Annotated in this window: 13 protein-coding genes; all 13 read left to right on the top strand. The window is 61.8% G+C overall.

What is annotated here, in order from left to right; genetic code table 11:
* The first annotated feature begins 113 nt into the window (after positions 1–113).
* The 13 genes from F0185_RS06075 to hisG all read left to right on the top strand — a co-directional run bounded on the left by F0185_RS06075 (position 114) and on the right by hisG (position 14865).
* Entirely contained in the window at positions 114–4862 is a 4749-nt protein-coding gene (locus F0185_RS06075; protein WP_167222533.1) for a glutamate synthase-related protein, read from the top strand.
* Positions 4863–4917: 55 nt separating this feature from the next.
* Positions 4918–6381: a glutamate synthase subunit beta gene (locus F0185_RS06070; protein WP_167222531.1), complete on the top strand. Its 1464-nt coding sequence runs from the start codon at positions 4918–4920 to the stop codon at positions 6379–6381.
* A gap of 402 nt (positions 6382–6783) precedes the next feature.
* Positions 6784–7587, top strand: coding sequence for an ABC transporter ATP-binding protein (locus tag F0185_RS06065; RefSeq protein ID WP_166885671.1), 804 nt, complete (start codon positions 6784–6786; stop codon positions 7585–7587).
* Positions 7584–8363, top strand: coding sequence for a lipid asymmetry maintenance ABC transporter permease subunit MlaE (gene mlaE / locus F0185_RS06060; RefSeq protein ID WP_166885669.1), 780 nt, complete (start codon positions 7584–7586; stop codon positions 8361–8363). The genes F0185_RS06065 and mlaE overlap by 4 nt, the downstream gene beginning before the upstream one ends.
* A 62-nt stretch (positions 8364–8425) precedes the next feature.
* Entirely contained in the window at positions 8426–8893 is a 468-nt protein-coding gene (mlaD, locus tag F0185_RS06055; RefSeq protein WP_166885667.1) for an outer membrane lipid asymmetry maintenance protein MlaD, read from the top strand.
* Positions 8894–8898: 5 nt separating this feature from the next.
* Positions 8899–9807 carry an MlaA family lipoprotein gene (locus F0185_RS06050; protein WP_167222529.1) on the top strand — a complete coding sequence of 303 codons (909 nt, stop codon included), beginning with the start codon at positions 8899–8901 and terminating at the stop codon, positions 9805–9807.
* A 69-nt stretch (positions 9808–9876) separates the two neighbouring features.
* Entirely contained in the window at positions 9877–10515 is a 639-nt protein-coding gene (locus tag F0185_RS06045; RefSeq protein WP_166885663.1) for an MlaC/ttg2D family ABC transporter substrate-binding protein, read from the top strand.
* Between the two features lies 1 nt (position 10516).
* Entirely contained in the window at positions 10517–10813 is a 297-nt protein-coding gene (locus F0185_RS06040) for an STAS domain-containing protein (protein ID WP_166885661.1), read from the top strand.
* Between the two features lie 149 nt (positions 10814–10962).
* Complete coding sequence (locus tag F0185_RS06035; RefSeq protein WP_167222527.1) at positions 10963–11892, top strand: ABC transporter ATP-binding protein; 930 nt, start codon at positions 10963–10965, stop codon at positions 11890–11892.
* Entirely contained in the window at positions 11889–12653 is a 765-nt protein-coding gene (locus F0185_RS06030) for an ABC transporter permease (RefSeq protein WP_167222525.1), read from the top strand. The genes F0185_RS06035 and F0185_RS06030 overlap by 4 nt, the downstream gene beginning before the upstream one ends.
* 25 nt (positions 12654–12678) lie before the next feature.
* Complete coding sequence (locus F0185_RS06025) at positions 12679–12915, top strand: BolA family protein (RefSeq protein WP_167222523.1); 237 nt, start codon at positions 12679–12681, stop codon at positions 12913–12915.
* A gap of 14 nt (positions 12916–12929) precedes the next feature.
* The gene (gene murA, locus F0185_RS06020; RefSeq protein ID WP_167222521.1) at positions 12930–14180 is read left to right on the top strand and encodes a UDP-N-acetylglucosamine 1-carboxyvinyltransferase; all 1251 of its coding nucleotides are present in this window, start codon (positions 12930–12932) and stop codon (positions 14178–14180) included.
* A gap of 10 nt (positions 14181–14190) precedes the next feature.
* Positions 14191–14865, top strand: a complete 675-nt coding sequence (hisG, locus tag F0185_RS06015; protein WP_166874830.1) for an ATP phosphoribosyltransferase — start codon at positions 14191–14193, stop codon at positions 14863–14865.
* Positions 14866–14874: the final 9 nt, after the last annotated feature.

The following is a 14874-nucleotide window of genomic DNA, read 5'->3' as shown; positions in this document are numbered from 1 at the left end:
CTGAGCGACGCCATGCGAATTAATGCGACTCTGACCCTAATTAATCCACTTGCCCATTCTGCTGCATTGCACTAATGTTGGTGTTCGATTTTAAAAAGCTGTGGAGAATGCGCATGATTGCCCAAGGAATGTACGATCCGTCCAATGAACACGATGCCTGCGGCGTCGGTTTCATCGCCCATATCAAGGGCAACAAGAGCCACTCCATCATCGAGCAGGGCCTTTTGATCCTGAAGAACCTCGATCACCGGGGCGCTGTCGGCGCCGACAAGCTGATGGGCGACGGCGCCGGCATCCTGATCCAGATCCCGGACCAATACTTCCGCGACGAAATGGCGAAGCAGGGCGTGGAACTGCCTCCGCCGGGCGAATACGGCGTCGGCATGGTGTTCCTGCCGAAAGAAAATGCTTCCCGCATCGCCTGCGAGCAAGAAATCGAGCGCGCGGTGCGCATCGAAGGCCAAGTCGTGCTCGGCTGGCGCAACGTGCCGCTGGACGACACCATGCCCATGTCGCCGACCGTGCGCGGCAAGGAACCGGTGATCCGCCAGATTTTCATCGGCCGCGGCCCGGACATCATGGTCACCGACGCGCTCGAACGAAAGCTGTACGTGATCCGCAAGTCGTCCGGGCACGCGATCCAGGCCCTCAAACTGCTGCACGGCAAAGAATTTTTCGTGCCATCGATGTCGGCCCGCACCATCGTCTATAAAGGCTTGCTGCTGGCCGACCAGGTCGGTGTCTATTACAAGGACCTGCAAGATCCGCGTTGCATCTCGGCGCTTGCGCTGGTGCACCAGCGTTTTTCGACCAACACCTTCCCGGAATGGCCGCTGGCCCACCCCTACCGCCTGATCGCCCACAACGGCGAAATCAACACCGTCAAAGGCAACTTCAACTGGATGCGCGCGCGCGAAGGCGTGATGAAGTCGGCCGTGCTGGGCGAAGACCTGCAAAAGCTGTTCCCGCTGATCTATGAAGGCCAGTCCGACACCGCCTGCTTCGACAACGCCCTCGAACTGCTGATCATGGCCGGCTACCCGATCGCCCAGGCCATGATGATGATGATCCCGGAAGCCTGGGAAAATCACACCATGATGGACGACAACCGCCGCGCTTTCTACGAATACCACGCCGCCATGATGGAACCGTGGGACGGCCCGGCCGCCATGGCGTTTACCGACGGGCGCCACATCGGCGGCACCCTGGACCGCAACGGCTTGCGTCCGGCGCGCTACATCGTCACGGACGACGATTTGGTCGTGATGGCCTCCGAATCGGGCGTGCTGCCGATTCCGGAATCGAAAATCATCCAGAAATGGCGCCTGCAGCCGGGCAAGATGTTCCTGATCGACCTGGAAGCGGGCCGCATCATCGACGACAAGGAATTGAAAGACACCTACGCCAACGCCAAGCCGTACAAGGCGTGGATTAACTCGGTGCGCATCAAGCTGAACGAAATCAAGCTCAAGGAAAGCCAGCTCGGCCACAACCGCGCCAAGGACGGTAGCTCCGCCCAGGGCGAAAAAACCCCGGCGTCCGTGCTCGACCGCCAGCAAGCCTTCGGCTACACCCAGGAAGACCTGAAATTCCTGATGGCCCCGATGGCCGTGCTCGGCGAAGAAGCCACCGGTTCGATGGGCAACGATTCGCCGCTGGCGGTCATGTCCAACAAGCTCAAGCCCCTGTACAACTATTTCAAGCAACTGTTCGCGCAAGTGACCAATCCGCCGATCGACCCGATCCGCGAAGCCATGGTCATGTCGCTGGTGTCGTTTATTGGCCCCAAGCCGAATTTGCTGGACACCAACAACGTCAATCCGCCGATGCGCCTTGAAGTGTCGCAGCCGGTGCTCGGCTTCGACGACATGGCGCGCCTGCGCACGATCAGCGCCCACACCGGCGGCAAGTTCAAGTCGTACGAGCTGAACATTTGCTACCCGGTCGCCTGGGGCAAGGAAGGTATCGAAGCCTCGCTCGCCTCGCTGTGCGCCGAAGCGGTGGACGCGGTCAAGTCCGGCCACAACATCCTGATCGTTTCCGACCGCGCCGTGTCGGCCGAGCAGGTCGCCATTCCGGCCCTGCTGGCGACCTCCACCGTCCACCAGCATTTGGTGGCGCGCGGCCTGCGCGCCTCCACCGGCCTGGTCGTGGAAACCGGCTCGGCCCGCGAAACCCACCACTTCGCCCTGCTGGCCGGCTACGGCGCCGAAGCCGTGCACCCGTACCTGGCCATGGAAACCCTGATCGAACTGGCCCAGGGCATGAGCGGCGAGATGTCCGGCGACACCGCCATCTATAACTACACCAAGGCCGTCGGCAAGGGCTTGATGAAGGTGATGTCCAAGATGGGCATCTCGACCTATATGTCGTACTGCGGCGCGCAGATTTTCGAAGTCATCGGCCTGAACAAGTCGCTGGTCGACAAGTACTTCAAAGGCACCTCGTCGAATGTCGAAGGCATCGGCGTGTTCGAAGTGGCCGAAGAAGCGCTGCGCCTGCACAACCTGGCCTTCGGCAACGATCCGCTGTTGGAGGACGCCCTGGACGCCGGCGGCGAATACGCCTTCCGCGTGCGTGGCGAAGAACACATGTGGACGCCTGACGCCATCGCCAAGCTGCAACACTCTACCCGTAGCAACAATTTTTCGAGCTACAAGGAATACGCGCAGATCATCAATGACCAGAGCCGTCGTCATTTGACACTGCGTGGCCTGTTCGAGTTCAAACTCGATCCGACCAAAGCCATTCCGCTCGACGAAGTCGAACCGGCCAAGGAGATCGTCAAGCGTTTCGCCACCGGCGCCATGTCGATGGGCTCGATCAGCACCGAAGCCCACGCCACGCTCGCCATCGCCCTGAACCGCATCGGCGGCAAGTCGAACACGGGCGAAGGCGGCGAAGATCCGTTCCGCTACACCAAGGAATTGAAAGGCATCAAGATCAAGCAGGGCGAAACGATGGCTTCCGTCATCGGCGAGCAGAACGTGGTGGTCGATATTCCTTTGCAGGAAGGCGATTCCCTGCGTTCGCGCATCAAGCAGGTTGCGTCGGGCCGCTTCGGCGTCACCGCCGAGTACCTGAACTCGGCCGACCAGATCCAGATCAAGATGGCGCAGGGCGCCAAACCGGGCGAGGGCGGCCAGTTGCCGGGCCACAAAGTGACCGAATACATCGCCAGCCTGCGCTTCTCGGTGCCGGGCGTGGGCCTCATTTCGCCGCCGCCGCACCACGATATTTATTCGATCGAAGACCTGGCGCAATTGATTCACGACCTGAAAAACGCCAATCCGCGCGCCTCGATCTCGGTCAAGCTGGTGTCGGAAGTGGGTATCGGCACGGTCGCGGCCGGCGTGACCAAGGCCAAGGCCGATCACGTGGTCGTTGCCGGCCATGACGGCGGCACGGGCGCCTCGCCCTTGTCGTCGGTCAAGCACGCCGGCACGCCGTGGGAGTTGGGTCTCGCGGAAACCCAGCAAACCCTGGTCTTGAATGGCTTGCGCAGCCGTATCCGCGTGCAGGCCGATGGCCAGATGAAAACCGGGCGCGACGTGGTGATTGCCGCCATGCTCGGCGCCGACGAGATTGGTTTCGCCACGGCCCCGCTGGTGGTCGAAGGTTGCATCATGATGCGCAAATGCCACTTGAACACCTGCCCGGTCGGCGTGGCGACCCAGGACCCGATCCTGCGCGCCAAGTTCTCGGGTAAACCGGAATACGTGGTGAACTATTTCTTCTTCGTGGCCGAAGAAGCGCGTCAACTGATGGCCCAGCTCGGCATCCGCAGCTACGACGAACTGATCGGCCGGGTCGACCTGCTCGACAAATCGAAAGCCATCAGCCACTGGAAAGCCCGTGGCCTGGACTTCAGTAACATTTTCTACCAGCCGGAAGTGCCGGTCGGCGGCGCGGTGCGCCAGGTCGAAGAGCAGGATCACGGCCTGGAAAAAGCGCTCGACCACAAGCTGATCGCCCAAGCCAAGGCGGCCCTGGAAAAAGGCGAGCGCGTCTCCTTTATCTCGCCGGTGCGCAACGTCAACCGCACCGTCGGCACCATGCTCTCGGGCGAAGTGGCCAAGCGCTACGGCCACGCCGGTTTGCCGGACGACACCATCCACATCCAGCTGCAAGGCACGGCCGGCCAGTCGGCCGCCGCCTTCCTGGCCGCCGGCATCACCCTGGACCTGGTGGGCGAGGGCAACGATTACGTCGGCAAGGGCTTGTCTGGCGGGCGCATCATCGTGCGTCCGAATACCGAGTTCCGGGGCTGGGCGGTAGATAACATCATCGTCGGCAATACGGTGCTGTACGGTGCGATTGCCGGCGAAGCCTTCTTTAATGGCGTGGCGGGCGAACGTTTTGCCGTGCGCAACTCCGGGGCGACGGCGATTGTCGAAGGCTGCGGCGATCACGGCTGCGAATACATGACTGGCGGCACGGTCGTGGTGCTGGGCGCCACGGGCCGCAACTTTGCGGCGGGCATGTCGGGCGGGGTGGCGTATGTCTACGATCCGCTGGGCGATTTCGAGAAGAAATGCAACACCGCCATGGTCAACCTGGAGCGCGTGCTCAGCACCAAGGAGCAGGGCGACCGCGCCGGCTGGCACAGCCAGAGCCGCGCCAGCAACCCGGAATCGGACGAAGCCATCCTCAAGCGCTTGATCGAACGCCACTTCAAGCACACGGGTTCGACCCGCGCGCGCAACCTGTTGGACGACTGGGCGACCGGCCGCGCCAAGTTCGTCAAAGTCTTCCCGACCGAATACAAGCGGGCGCTGGAAGAACTGCACAACAGCAGCATGGAAGAAGCGAACGACAAGATCGACGCTGTTGAAAAATCCGTCGCCAAGATCGCTGCCTAAGACAGTCCGGGCGGGCACCAAGTTGCCCGCCGCATAGAACACAAGGAAAAACATCGTGGGTAAAATCACCGGCTTCATGGAATTCAAGCGTCAGGACGAGGGCTATCTCGAGCCTGCGGCGCGCGTCAAGAACTACAAGGAATTCGTCTTGCACCTGAGCGATCCGCAAGCGAAGGTGCAGGCGGCGCGCTGCATGGATTGCGGCATCCCTTTCTGCAATAGCGGCTGTCCCGTCAACAACATCATCCCCGACTGGAACGACCTGGTCTTTCACGGCAACTACCGCGCCGCGCTGGACAACCTGCACTCGACCAACAATTTCCCCGAGTTCACTGGCCGGGTCTGTCCCGCGCCGTGCGAGTCGGCCTGTACCCTGGGCATCATCAACGACCCGGTCGGCATCAAGTCGATCGAGCACAAGATCATCGACACCGGCTGGGAGCACGGCTGGGTGCTGCCGCAGCCGCCGGAAAAACTGACCGGCAAGAAAGTGGCCATCATCGGTTCCGGTCCGGCCGGCCTGGCGGCGGCGCAACAACTGGCGCGCGTCGGCCATGCCGTCACCGTGTTTGAAAAGAGCGACCGGATCGGCGGCCTGTTGCGCTACGGCATTCCCGACTTCAAGATGGAAAAGACCCACATCGACCTGCGGGTCAAGCAGATGGAAGCCGAAGGCGTGACCTTCCGCACCAGCGTGCTGGTCGGCAAAGACTTCCCGGCCTCGGTCAACAACTGGGCCAAGGAAACGATTTTCCCGGAAGACCTGGCAAAAGACTTCGACGCCATCGTCATGGCCGGCGGCGCCGAGCAACCGCGCGACTTGCCGGTGCCCGGGCGCGAGCTCAAGGGCGTGCATTTCGCCATGGATTTCCTGCCGCTGCAAAACAAGGTCAACGCCGGCGACAAGCTCAAGGACCAGATCAAGGCCAGCGGCAAGAACGTGGTCGTGATCGGCGGCGGCGATACCGGTTCCGACTGCGTGGGCACCTCGAACCGCCACGGCGCGACGTCGGTGGCCCAGTTCGAACTGATGCCGCAGCCGCCCGAGCAGGAAAACAAGCCGCTGGTATGGCCGTACTGGCCGACCAAGCTGCGCACCTCGTCCTCGCACGAAGAAGGGTGCGATCGCGACTGGGCGGTGGCGACCAAGCGTTTCGAAGGCAAGGGCGGCAAGGTCGAGAAGCTGATCGCCTGCAGAGTCGAGTGGAAAGACGGCAAGATGATCGAAGTGCCGAATTCGGAATTCGAGATGAAAGCCGACCTGGTGCTGCTGGCGATGGGGTTTGTGTCGCCGGTACAACAGGTGCTGGACGCCTTCGGTGTCGAAAAAGATGCGCGCGGCAACGCCAAGGCCACGACCGATGGCGACGGCTGCTACGCGACCTCGGTGCCGAAAGTGTTCGTGGCGGGCGATATGCGCCGCGGACAATCGCTGGTGGTGTGGGCGATTCGCGAAGGGCGCCAGTGCGCACGGGCGGTCGATGAGTTCCTGATGGGTGAATCGGTCCTGCCGCGCTGATTGCGGCCAGAGAACTTAGAACCGTCTCCCCCGCGAAGGCGGGGGCCCATAGCACCTTTGATCATAGGTGCTATGGACCCCCGCCTTCGCGGGGGAGACGGCGCAGCGGTCCTGCGGTTCTAAATCTGTCTCTTTTTTGACCGATTTCACCTTCGTTGTATGCATGAAGTAATGTAAAGTTACATAAACGCATTGTTGAGCATGAGTAATAAGTCCGCCTTCGAACCAATTTCTTCCGCCCCACTATCCGAGCAAAAACAAGCACTTAGCTTCGGAAATATCTGACCCGCCGTTCAGTAGTGTTGTATTCTGGCCGCGCGCACCCATTGTGGATCGGGGGCCTCTCAGCAGAGATTGCCCTTTCTGCACTACAATACGCCATTCCCAAATATGAACAGCGCCGTGTCTAATCTTGTCGAAATCCGCGATCTACATTTTTCTTACGGCGACCGTTCGATCTTGTCGAACCTCCGGATGGACTTCCCACGCGGTAAGGTCGTGGCCGTCATGGGCGGTTCCGGCTGTGGCAAGACCACGGTGCTGCGCCTGATCGGCGGCCAGATCCGCCCGCAAAAAGGCTTCGTCACCGTCGCCGGCGAAACCGTCCACGAACTCGATACCGATAATCTGTACCGCCTGCGCCGCAAGATGGGCATGCTGTTCCAGTTCGGCGCCTTGTTCACCGACCTGAGCGTCTTCGAAAACGTCGCCTTTCCGCTGCGCGAACATACCGACCTGCCCGAAGAGCTGATCCACGACCTGGTGCTCATGAAGCTCAACGCGGTCGGCCTGCGCAATGCCGCCAGGCTGAAACCTGCCGAGATTTCCGGCGGCATGGCGCGCCGCGTGGCCGTCGCCCGCGCCGTCGCGCTCGATCCGGAACTGATCATGTACGACGAACCGTTCGCCGGCCTCGACCCGATTTCGATGGGCGTGACCGCCAACCTGATCCGCAGGCTCAACGATGCGCTCGGCTCCACCTCGATCCTGGTGTCGCACGATGTGCATGAATGCTTTGCGATCGCCGATTATGTGTACTTTATGTCCGCCGGGAAGATTGTCGCCCAGGGTACGCCGGCCGATATGCGCGTCTCCGAGGATCCTTACGTGAAGCAGTTCGTCAACGCCGCGCCCGACGGCCCCGTGCCTTTCCATTACCCCGGCAAGTCGCTGGCCGAGGACCTGGGCCTGGGAGAGCGCAAGTGATCGCTAACTTCCTGGGCGCCATCGGCCAGTCCGTGCGCGAAAACATTGCCAGCGTCGGCTTCGCCACGCGCTCCTTCTTCACCCTGCTGGGCGTGACCCCGGGCGCGCTGCGCCGTCCCGGACTCATTTCCGAACAGATTCACTTCATCGGCAATTATTCGCTGGTGATCATCATCGTCTCCGGCTTGTTCGTCGGCATGGTGCTCGGTTTGCAGGGCTATATCACCCTCACGCCCTACGGCGCCGAACAAAAGCTCGGCCAGGTGGTCGCGCTGGCGCTGGTGCGCGAACTCGGGCCGGTCGTGACCGCCCTGCTGTTCGCCGGCCGCGCCGGTACCTCGCTGACCGCGCAAATCGGCTTGATGAAAGCCGGCGAGCAACTCTCGGCCATGGAAATGATGGCGATTAACCCGGTGCAGCGCGTGCTGGCACCGCGTTTCTGGGCCGGCGTGATTGCCATGCCCATCCTCGGCACCATCTTCAGCGCTGTCGGCGTGCTCGGCGGCTACCTGGTCGGCGTGCAGCTGATCGGCGTCGACGAAGGCGCCTTCTGGTCGCAGATGCAAGCGAACGTGGATGTGCAGCACGACGTCGTCAACGGCATCATCAAGAGCTTCGTGTTCGGCATCGCCGTCACCTTCACCGCGCTGTTCCAGGGCTACCAGGCCCAGCCGACGCCGGAAGACGTGTCGCGCGCCACCACCCGTACCGTTGTGATCGCGTCGCTGACCGTCTGGGGTCTGGACTTCGTGATGACCGCGATGATGTTTAACTAAATACCGTTCAACTATTGAATCTGGCGGCACACAGCGCCGCATAACACGAGTTAGGAAATCAAATGCATCGTAAATCCATCGACGTCTGGGTCGGCCTGTTTGTTCTGCTGGGCCTGGCAGCGCTGCTGTTCCTGGCCCTCAAGGCCGGTAACATGAGCACATTGTCGTTCGGCAAGACCTACCTGGTCCAGGCCAAGTTCGACAATATCGGCGGGCTCAAGCCGCAAGCACCGGTGAAAAGCGCCGGCGTGGTGGTCGGGCGCGTGGGCGATATCAAGTTTGATGACAAAACTTATCAGGCGCTGGTAACCTTGGAACTGGAGACGGGCTATAACTTCCCGAAAGATAGCTCGCTCAAAATCCTTACTGCCGGCCTGCTCGGTGAACAGTACATCGGTATTCAGGCAGGTAACGACGATGCCAACAAGCTGGTCAATGGTGACCGGATTAACACGACCCAATCTGCCACCGTGCTGGAAGACCTGATTAATCAGTTCATCTACAGCAAGGCAGCTGACGGAAAGGAATAAGAGCAATGACATTCATGAAGCCGAACCGCGCCCCGACCTGGCGCGCCAGCGCTGCCGCCCTGGTGGCCATTGCCACCCTGAGCGGTTGCGCCACCAACAACCCGCGCGATCCGCTCGAGCCGTTCAACCGCACGATGTTCAAGTTTAACGACACCATCGACCAGGCCGCGCTCAAGCCAGCCGCCACCGCCTACAAGAAGGTGCTGCCGAGCTTCGTGCAAACGGGGGTGAACAACTTCTTCGGCAACCTGTCCGATGTCTGGACCGGCGCTAACAACTTGATGCAAGGCAAGGGCGAGCAAGGCATGTCCGACTGGACCCGCGTTGCGCTCAATTCCACCTTCGGCATCGGCGGCCTGTTCGACATCGCTTCCGAAGCGGGCTTGAAAAAGCACAATGAAGACTTCGGCCAGACCCTCGGTTACTGGGGCGTGCCGAGCGGCCCCTACCTGATGCTGCCGCTGCTGGGACCGTCCACCGTGCGCGACACCTCCGGCTTGCCGGTTGACATGGCCGCCAATGGCTGGTCCTATGTCGATCCCTCGTCGACCCGCAACATCGGCACCGCGATCCGCGTGATCGACGCCCGCGCCAACATCCTGGACGCGTCGAACCTGATGGAAGAAGCCGCACTCGACCGTTACGAATTCATCCGCGACGGCTTCCTGCAGCGTCGCCAGGGCCAGGTCTTCGATGGCGAAGCCTCGCGCAAGGCGCTGAAAGAAGCCAACGAAGGACCGGCCGACGCCAAGAGCATCCGCGCCGCCTACGCCGACGATGACAGCGCCTCGCCTAGCGCGTCGCCTAGCGCGTCGCCTGGCGCTGCGGCCACGGCGCCGGCGGCCACGCCGACCGCCCCTGCACCGACGCCGGCGGCAACACCGGCTGTGTCATCCGAAACGCCCTCGAAGTAGTTAACCGCTAAACTGGACCGTCAACGCACGGTCCAGCCGGTACAAACGCAACCTTTTCGAAAAGAGCTTATGAAACTGATCAAACACCTTATTGCCCTCGCGACAGTGACCATTGCCACCAGCGCCATCGCCGCCGCCCCTGCCGAAGCGCCGGACGCGCTCGTCAAGCGCATCAGCGCCGACGTCATCGACACCGCCAAAGCCGACAAGGATATCCAGGCCGGCAACCAGAAAAGGGTCATGGACCTGGTCGAAAGCAAGATCTTGCCGCACGTTGACTTCATGCGCATGACCCAGCTGGCCGCCGGTCGCGCCTGGCGCGATGCCTCGCCTGAACAGCAAAAGCAACTCTCGAACGAGTTCCGCACCCTGCTGATCTTTACGTACTCGGGCGCGCTGTCGCAGATCAAGAATGAAACCGTCGAGTTCAAGCCGCTGCGCGCCGCGCCGGAAGACAAGGAAGTCGAAGTGCGTTCGCAAGTGAACGTGGCCCGCGGCGAGCCGGTCACCCTGAACTATCGCCTGGCGCAAACCCCAAGCGGCTGGAAGATTTTCGACATCAACGTGCTCGGCGCGTGGCTGGTGGAAACCTACAAAGGCACCTTCGCATCCGAAATCAACAAGTCCGGCATCGATGGCCTGATCAAGACCCTGGCCGAGCGCAACAAGAAGCTGGCCGCCAAGCCGCTGGCCAAGCCCATCAAATAATATGGTTCAAACCAACAAGCTCGAGAACATCGATACCCTGACCGTGCACAACGCCAAGGCGGCACTGGTGCAGGGTTACGATGCGATCAAGGCGGGCCAGACCGTGTTCGATTTCGGCTCCGTCAAGGTCGCCGATTCGTCCGCCGTCGCGGTCCTGCTGGCCTGGCAGCGCGCCGCGCGCAGCGCCGGCGTGGTGCTGTCCTATGTCAATCTTCCGGACAGCCTGAAAAGCCTGGCCGCGCTGTACGGCGTCGATGCCTTCCTGGTGGACACTCCCGCCAACCTGCACCACCATTGATCCTGCCTTTGGGGAGGCGCCCGCGCCTCTCCACTCCCCCTGCCTGTAACCCTGGGCAACTCTGTTTCTCCCGATTTCCCCTATAATTGACGGCTCACCCCGCAATGTCTCTGCATGCTGTATAGACATTTGCTCACCCAAAAAGACGCATGACAGCGATTCAAATTACCAACGTCGAGAAAAGCTACAAGGCCCTCAAAGCCTTGGGTGGCGTCTCCCTGACGATTGAAGAAGGCGAGTTCTTTGGCCTGCTCGGCCCCAACGGCGCCGGCAAGACCACCCTGATCTCCACCATCGCCGGCCTGATCCGCCCCGATGCGGGCACGGTCGCCATTCACGGCCACGATGTCGTCACCGATTTCCGCGAAGCGCGCAAGAAGCTCGGCGTGGTGCCGCAGGAACTGGTGTTCGATCCCTTCTTCACGGTGCGCGAAACCTTGCGCCTGCAATCGGGCTACTTTGGCCTGAAAAACAACGACAAGTGGATCGATGAAGTCATGGGCAACCTCGACCTGACCAACAAGGCCGACGTGAACATGCGCGCTCTGTCCGGCGGCATGAAGCGGCGCGTGCTGGTGGCCCAGGCGCTGGTCCACAAGCCGCCCGTGATCGTGCTCGACGAGCCGACCGCCGGCGTCGACGTTGAACTGCGCCAGACGCTCTGGAAGTTCATCTCGCGTTTGAACAAGGAAGGCCACACGGTGGTGCTGACCACCCACTACCTGGAAGAAGCGCAAGCCATGTGCCAGCGCGTGGCCATGCTCAAGGGCGGCAAGGTGGTCGCGCTCGACACCATGTCGGCCCTGATCCGCCGCATCTCCGGTTCGCAGTTGATCGTGCACCTGGCCAGCGGCAGCCTGCCGGAAGACCTGCGCCACCTGGTGTCGCACGACGAAACAGACAACGGTAATGGCAACGGCGGCGGCATGAAATACAGCCTGCGCGTGAATGAATACGGCGAAGTCGAACAGATCCTGGCGCGCCTGCGCGAAGCCGGCGCCGTCATCGACGAAATGCAGCTGCAGCAGGCCGACCTGGAAGACATCTTCCTGCAGATTATGGACAAGGGCACGCTATGAACATGTTCTCGGTGGGCTTCCAGACCCTGCTCTACAAGGAAATGCTGCGCTTCTGGAAGGTGGCCACGCAAACCGTGCTCGCACCCGTGCTCACGGCCATGCTGTACCTGCTGATCTTCGGCCACGTGCTCGAAGGTCACGTCAACGTGCGCGGCGTGAACTACACCGCCTTCCTCATTCCCGGCCTGGTGATGATGAGCGTATTGCAGAATTCCTTCGCCAACTCCTCGTCCTCGCTGATCCAGTCCAAGATCACCGGCAACCTGGTCTTCATTTTGCTGCCGCCGCTGTCGCACTGGGAGATCCTGTCGGCCTACGTGCTCGCTTCCGTGGTGCGCGGCCTGACCGTTGGCGCCGGCGTGTTCATCGCCACCGTGTGGTTCGCCAAGCTGTCGTTCTCCGCGCCCCTGTGGATACTGGCGTTTGCGCTGCTGGGCGCGGCCATCCTCGGCACCATGGGCGTCATTGCCGGCATCTGGGCCGAAAAATTCGACCAGCTGGCCGCCTTCCAGAACTTTTTGATCATGCCCGCCACCTTCCTCTCCGGCGTGTTCTACTCGATCCACTCGCTGCCGCCATTCTGGCTCACCGTGTCGCACTTCAATCCGTTTTTCTACATGATCGACGGCTTCCGTCACGGCTTCTTCGGCCAGTCCGACGTCTCGCCGTGGACCAGCCTTGCGATCGTGTCGGCCTTCTTCGCGGTACTCGCGGGTATCGCCATCAACCTGCTCAAGCGCGGCTACAACCTGCGCCATTAATGCGTCATTCATCAGAGGAATCATCGTGGCTACCACACCAGAACTTATTCACGGCTACATCAGCGCCGGTCTCGAATGCACCCACCTCGAAGTGGACGGCGACGGCCAGCATTTCACCGCCGTCATCGTTTCGCCGGCGTTTGCCGGCAAGCGCCCGATCCAGCGTCACCAGATCGTCTATGCGGCGCTGGGCGACCGCATGCGCGAAGAAATCCACGCGCTGTCGATGAAAACGCTCACTCCAGAAGAATACCAAGGTTAAAAGGATAAACAAGCATGGACAAGCTCCAAGTGGTCGGAGGCAAGCGCCTCGAAGGGGAAATCGTCATCTCGGGCGCCAAGAACGCGGCCCTGCCGATTTTGTGCGCCGGTTTGCTCACCTCGGGCGACCTTGAACTGTCGAACGTGCCGCGCCTGCACGACGTCAAGACCATCCTCAAGCTGCTGGCCCAGACCGGCCTGAAGGTGACCCAGGACGACGAGCGCGTGACCCTCAACGGCAGCGCCATCACCACCCTGGAAGCGCCGTATGAGCTGGTCAAGACCATGCGCGCCTCGATCCTGGTGCTCGGTCCCTTGCTGGCGCGCTTCGGCGAAGCCAAGGTCTCGCTGCCGGGCGGCTGCGCCATCGGTTCGCGCCCGGTCGACCAGCACATCAAGGGCTTGCAGGCGCTCGGCGCCGAGATCACCATCGAAGGCGGCTACATCTACGCCAAGTGCAAGAAGCTCAAGGGCGCCCGCATCCGCACCGACATGATCACCGTCACCGGCACCGAGAACCTGCTGATGGCGGCCACCCTGGCCGACGGCGAAACGATTCTGGAAAACGCCGCGCGCGAGCCGGAAGTGACCGACCTGGCCAACCTCTTGGTGGCCATGGGCGCGAAAATCGAGGGCATCGGCACCGACCGCCTGGTGATCCAGGGCGTGGCCGAACTGCACGGCGCCAAGCACGCGGTGATCTCCGACCGCATCGAAGCGGCTACTTTTCTGTGCGCGGTGGCGGCCACCGGCGGCGACATCCTGCTCAAGAACACCCGCACCGACTATTTTGACGTGGCGCTCGACAAGCTGCGCGAGATCGGCCTGGTCATGACGATGGGTCCCGATTCGATCCGCGCGCAGATGGGCGGCCGTCCGAAGCCGGTGTCGTTCCGCACCACCGAGTATCCGGGCTTCCCGACCGACATGCAGGCCCAGTTCATGGCCGTCAATACCATCGCCTCGGGCAGCAGTCGCATTACCGAAACGATCTTCGAAAACCGCTTCATGCACGTGCAGGAGATGAACCGTCTCGGCGCCTCGATCCAGACCGAGGGCAACACCGCCCACGTCAAGGGCGTCGACAAGCTGGTGGGCGCGCCTGTGATGGCGACCGACCTGCGCGCCTCGGCCTCGCTGGTGATCGCCGCCATGGCCGCGCAAGGCACCACCATCATCGACCGCATCTATCACCTCGACCGCGGCTACGACCGCATGGAAGTGAAGCTGTCGGCGGTGGGCGCCGATATCGTCCGCATCAAATAAAGAAGACACGATGAGCACATTCAGTAACCCGGCCAACTCCCAGCTGATCCTGGCGCTGTCGAAGGGCCGCATCTTCGACGACACCATGCCTTTGCTGGAAGCGGCCGGCATCACCGTCACCGAAAACCCGGAGACCTCGCGCAAGCTGATTTTGGCGACCAACGATCCGAACGTGCGCGTCATCATCGTGCGCGCGTCCGACGTGCCGACCTACGTGCAGTACGGCGCCGCCGATTTCGGCGTGGCCGGCAAGGACGTGCTGCTCGAGCACGGCGGCGAAGGCCTGTACCAGCCGATCGACCTGAACATCGCCAAATGCCGCATGTCGGTGGCGGTGAACGCCGGCTTCGACTACGACAAGGCGGTGCGCCAGGGTGCGCGCCTGCGCGTGGCCACCAAGTTCGTCCAGACCGCGCGCGAGCATTTCGCCGCCAAGGGCGTGCACGTCGACCTGATCAAGCTGTATGGTTCGATGGAACTGGCGCCCCTGGTCGGCCTGTCGGACGCGATCGTCGACGTGGTCTCCACCGGCAGCACCCTGCGCGCCAACAACCTGGTCGAAGTCGAAGAGATCATGGATATTTCATCGCGCCTGGTGGTGAACCAGGCCGCGCTCAAACTCAAGCGCGAGCGCCTGCAACCGATTCTCGACGCCTTCGAACGCGCGTCGCGCCTGAACAACTAAAGAGTTAGA

The organism is Massilia rubra, from assembly GCF_011682065.1.
Lineage (GTDB): Bacteria > Pseudomonadota > Gammaproteobacteria > Burkholderiales > Burkholderiaceae_D > Telluria_A > Telluria_A rubra.
The sequence above is the reverse complement of the archived record's forward strand: the minus strand, read 5'-3'. Positions and strand labels throughout refer to the sequence as shown.

Bases quoted from the DNA above. Each gene is read 5' to 3' on its own strand.
- F0185_RS06075 (WP_167222533.1), top strand. From the start codon at position 114: ATGATTGCCCAAGGAATGTACGATCCGTCCAATGAACACGATGCCTGC.
- mlaD (WP_166885667.1), top strand. From the start codon at position 8,426: ATGCATCGTAAATCCATCGACGTCTGGGTCGGCCTGTTTGTTCTGCTG.
- F0185_RS06050 (WP_167222529.1), top strand. From the start codon at position 8,899: ATGACATTCATGAAGCCGAACCGCGCCCCGACCTGGCGCGCCAGCGCT.
- F0185_RS06045 (WP_166885663.1), top strand. From the start codon at position 9,877: ATGAAACTGATCAAACACCTTATTGCCCTCGCGACAGTGACCATTGCC.
- F0185_RS06040 (WP_166885661.1), top strand. From the start codon at position 10,517: ATGGTTCAAACCAACAAGCTCGAGAACATCGATACCCTGACCGTGCAC.
- F0185_RS06035 (WP_167222527.1), top strand. From the start codon at position 10,963: ATGACAGCGATTCAAATTACCAACGTCGAGAAAAGCTACAAGGCCCTC.
- F0185_RS06030 (WP_167222525.1), top strand. From the start codon at position 11,889: ATGAACATGTTCTCGGTGGGCTTCCAGACCCTGCTCTACAAGGAAATG.
- murA (WP_167222521.1), top strand. From the start codon at position 12,930: ATGGACAAGCTCCAAGTGGTCGGAGGCAAGCGCCTCGAAGGGGAAATC.
- hisG (WP_166874830.1), top strand. From the start codon at position 14,191: ATGAGCACATTCAGTAACCCGGCCAACTCCCAGCTGATCCTGGCGCTG.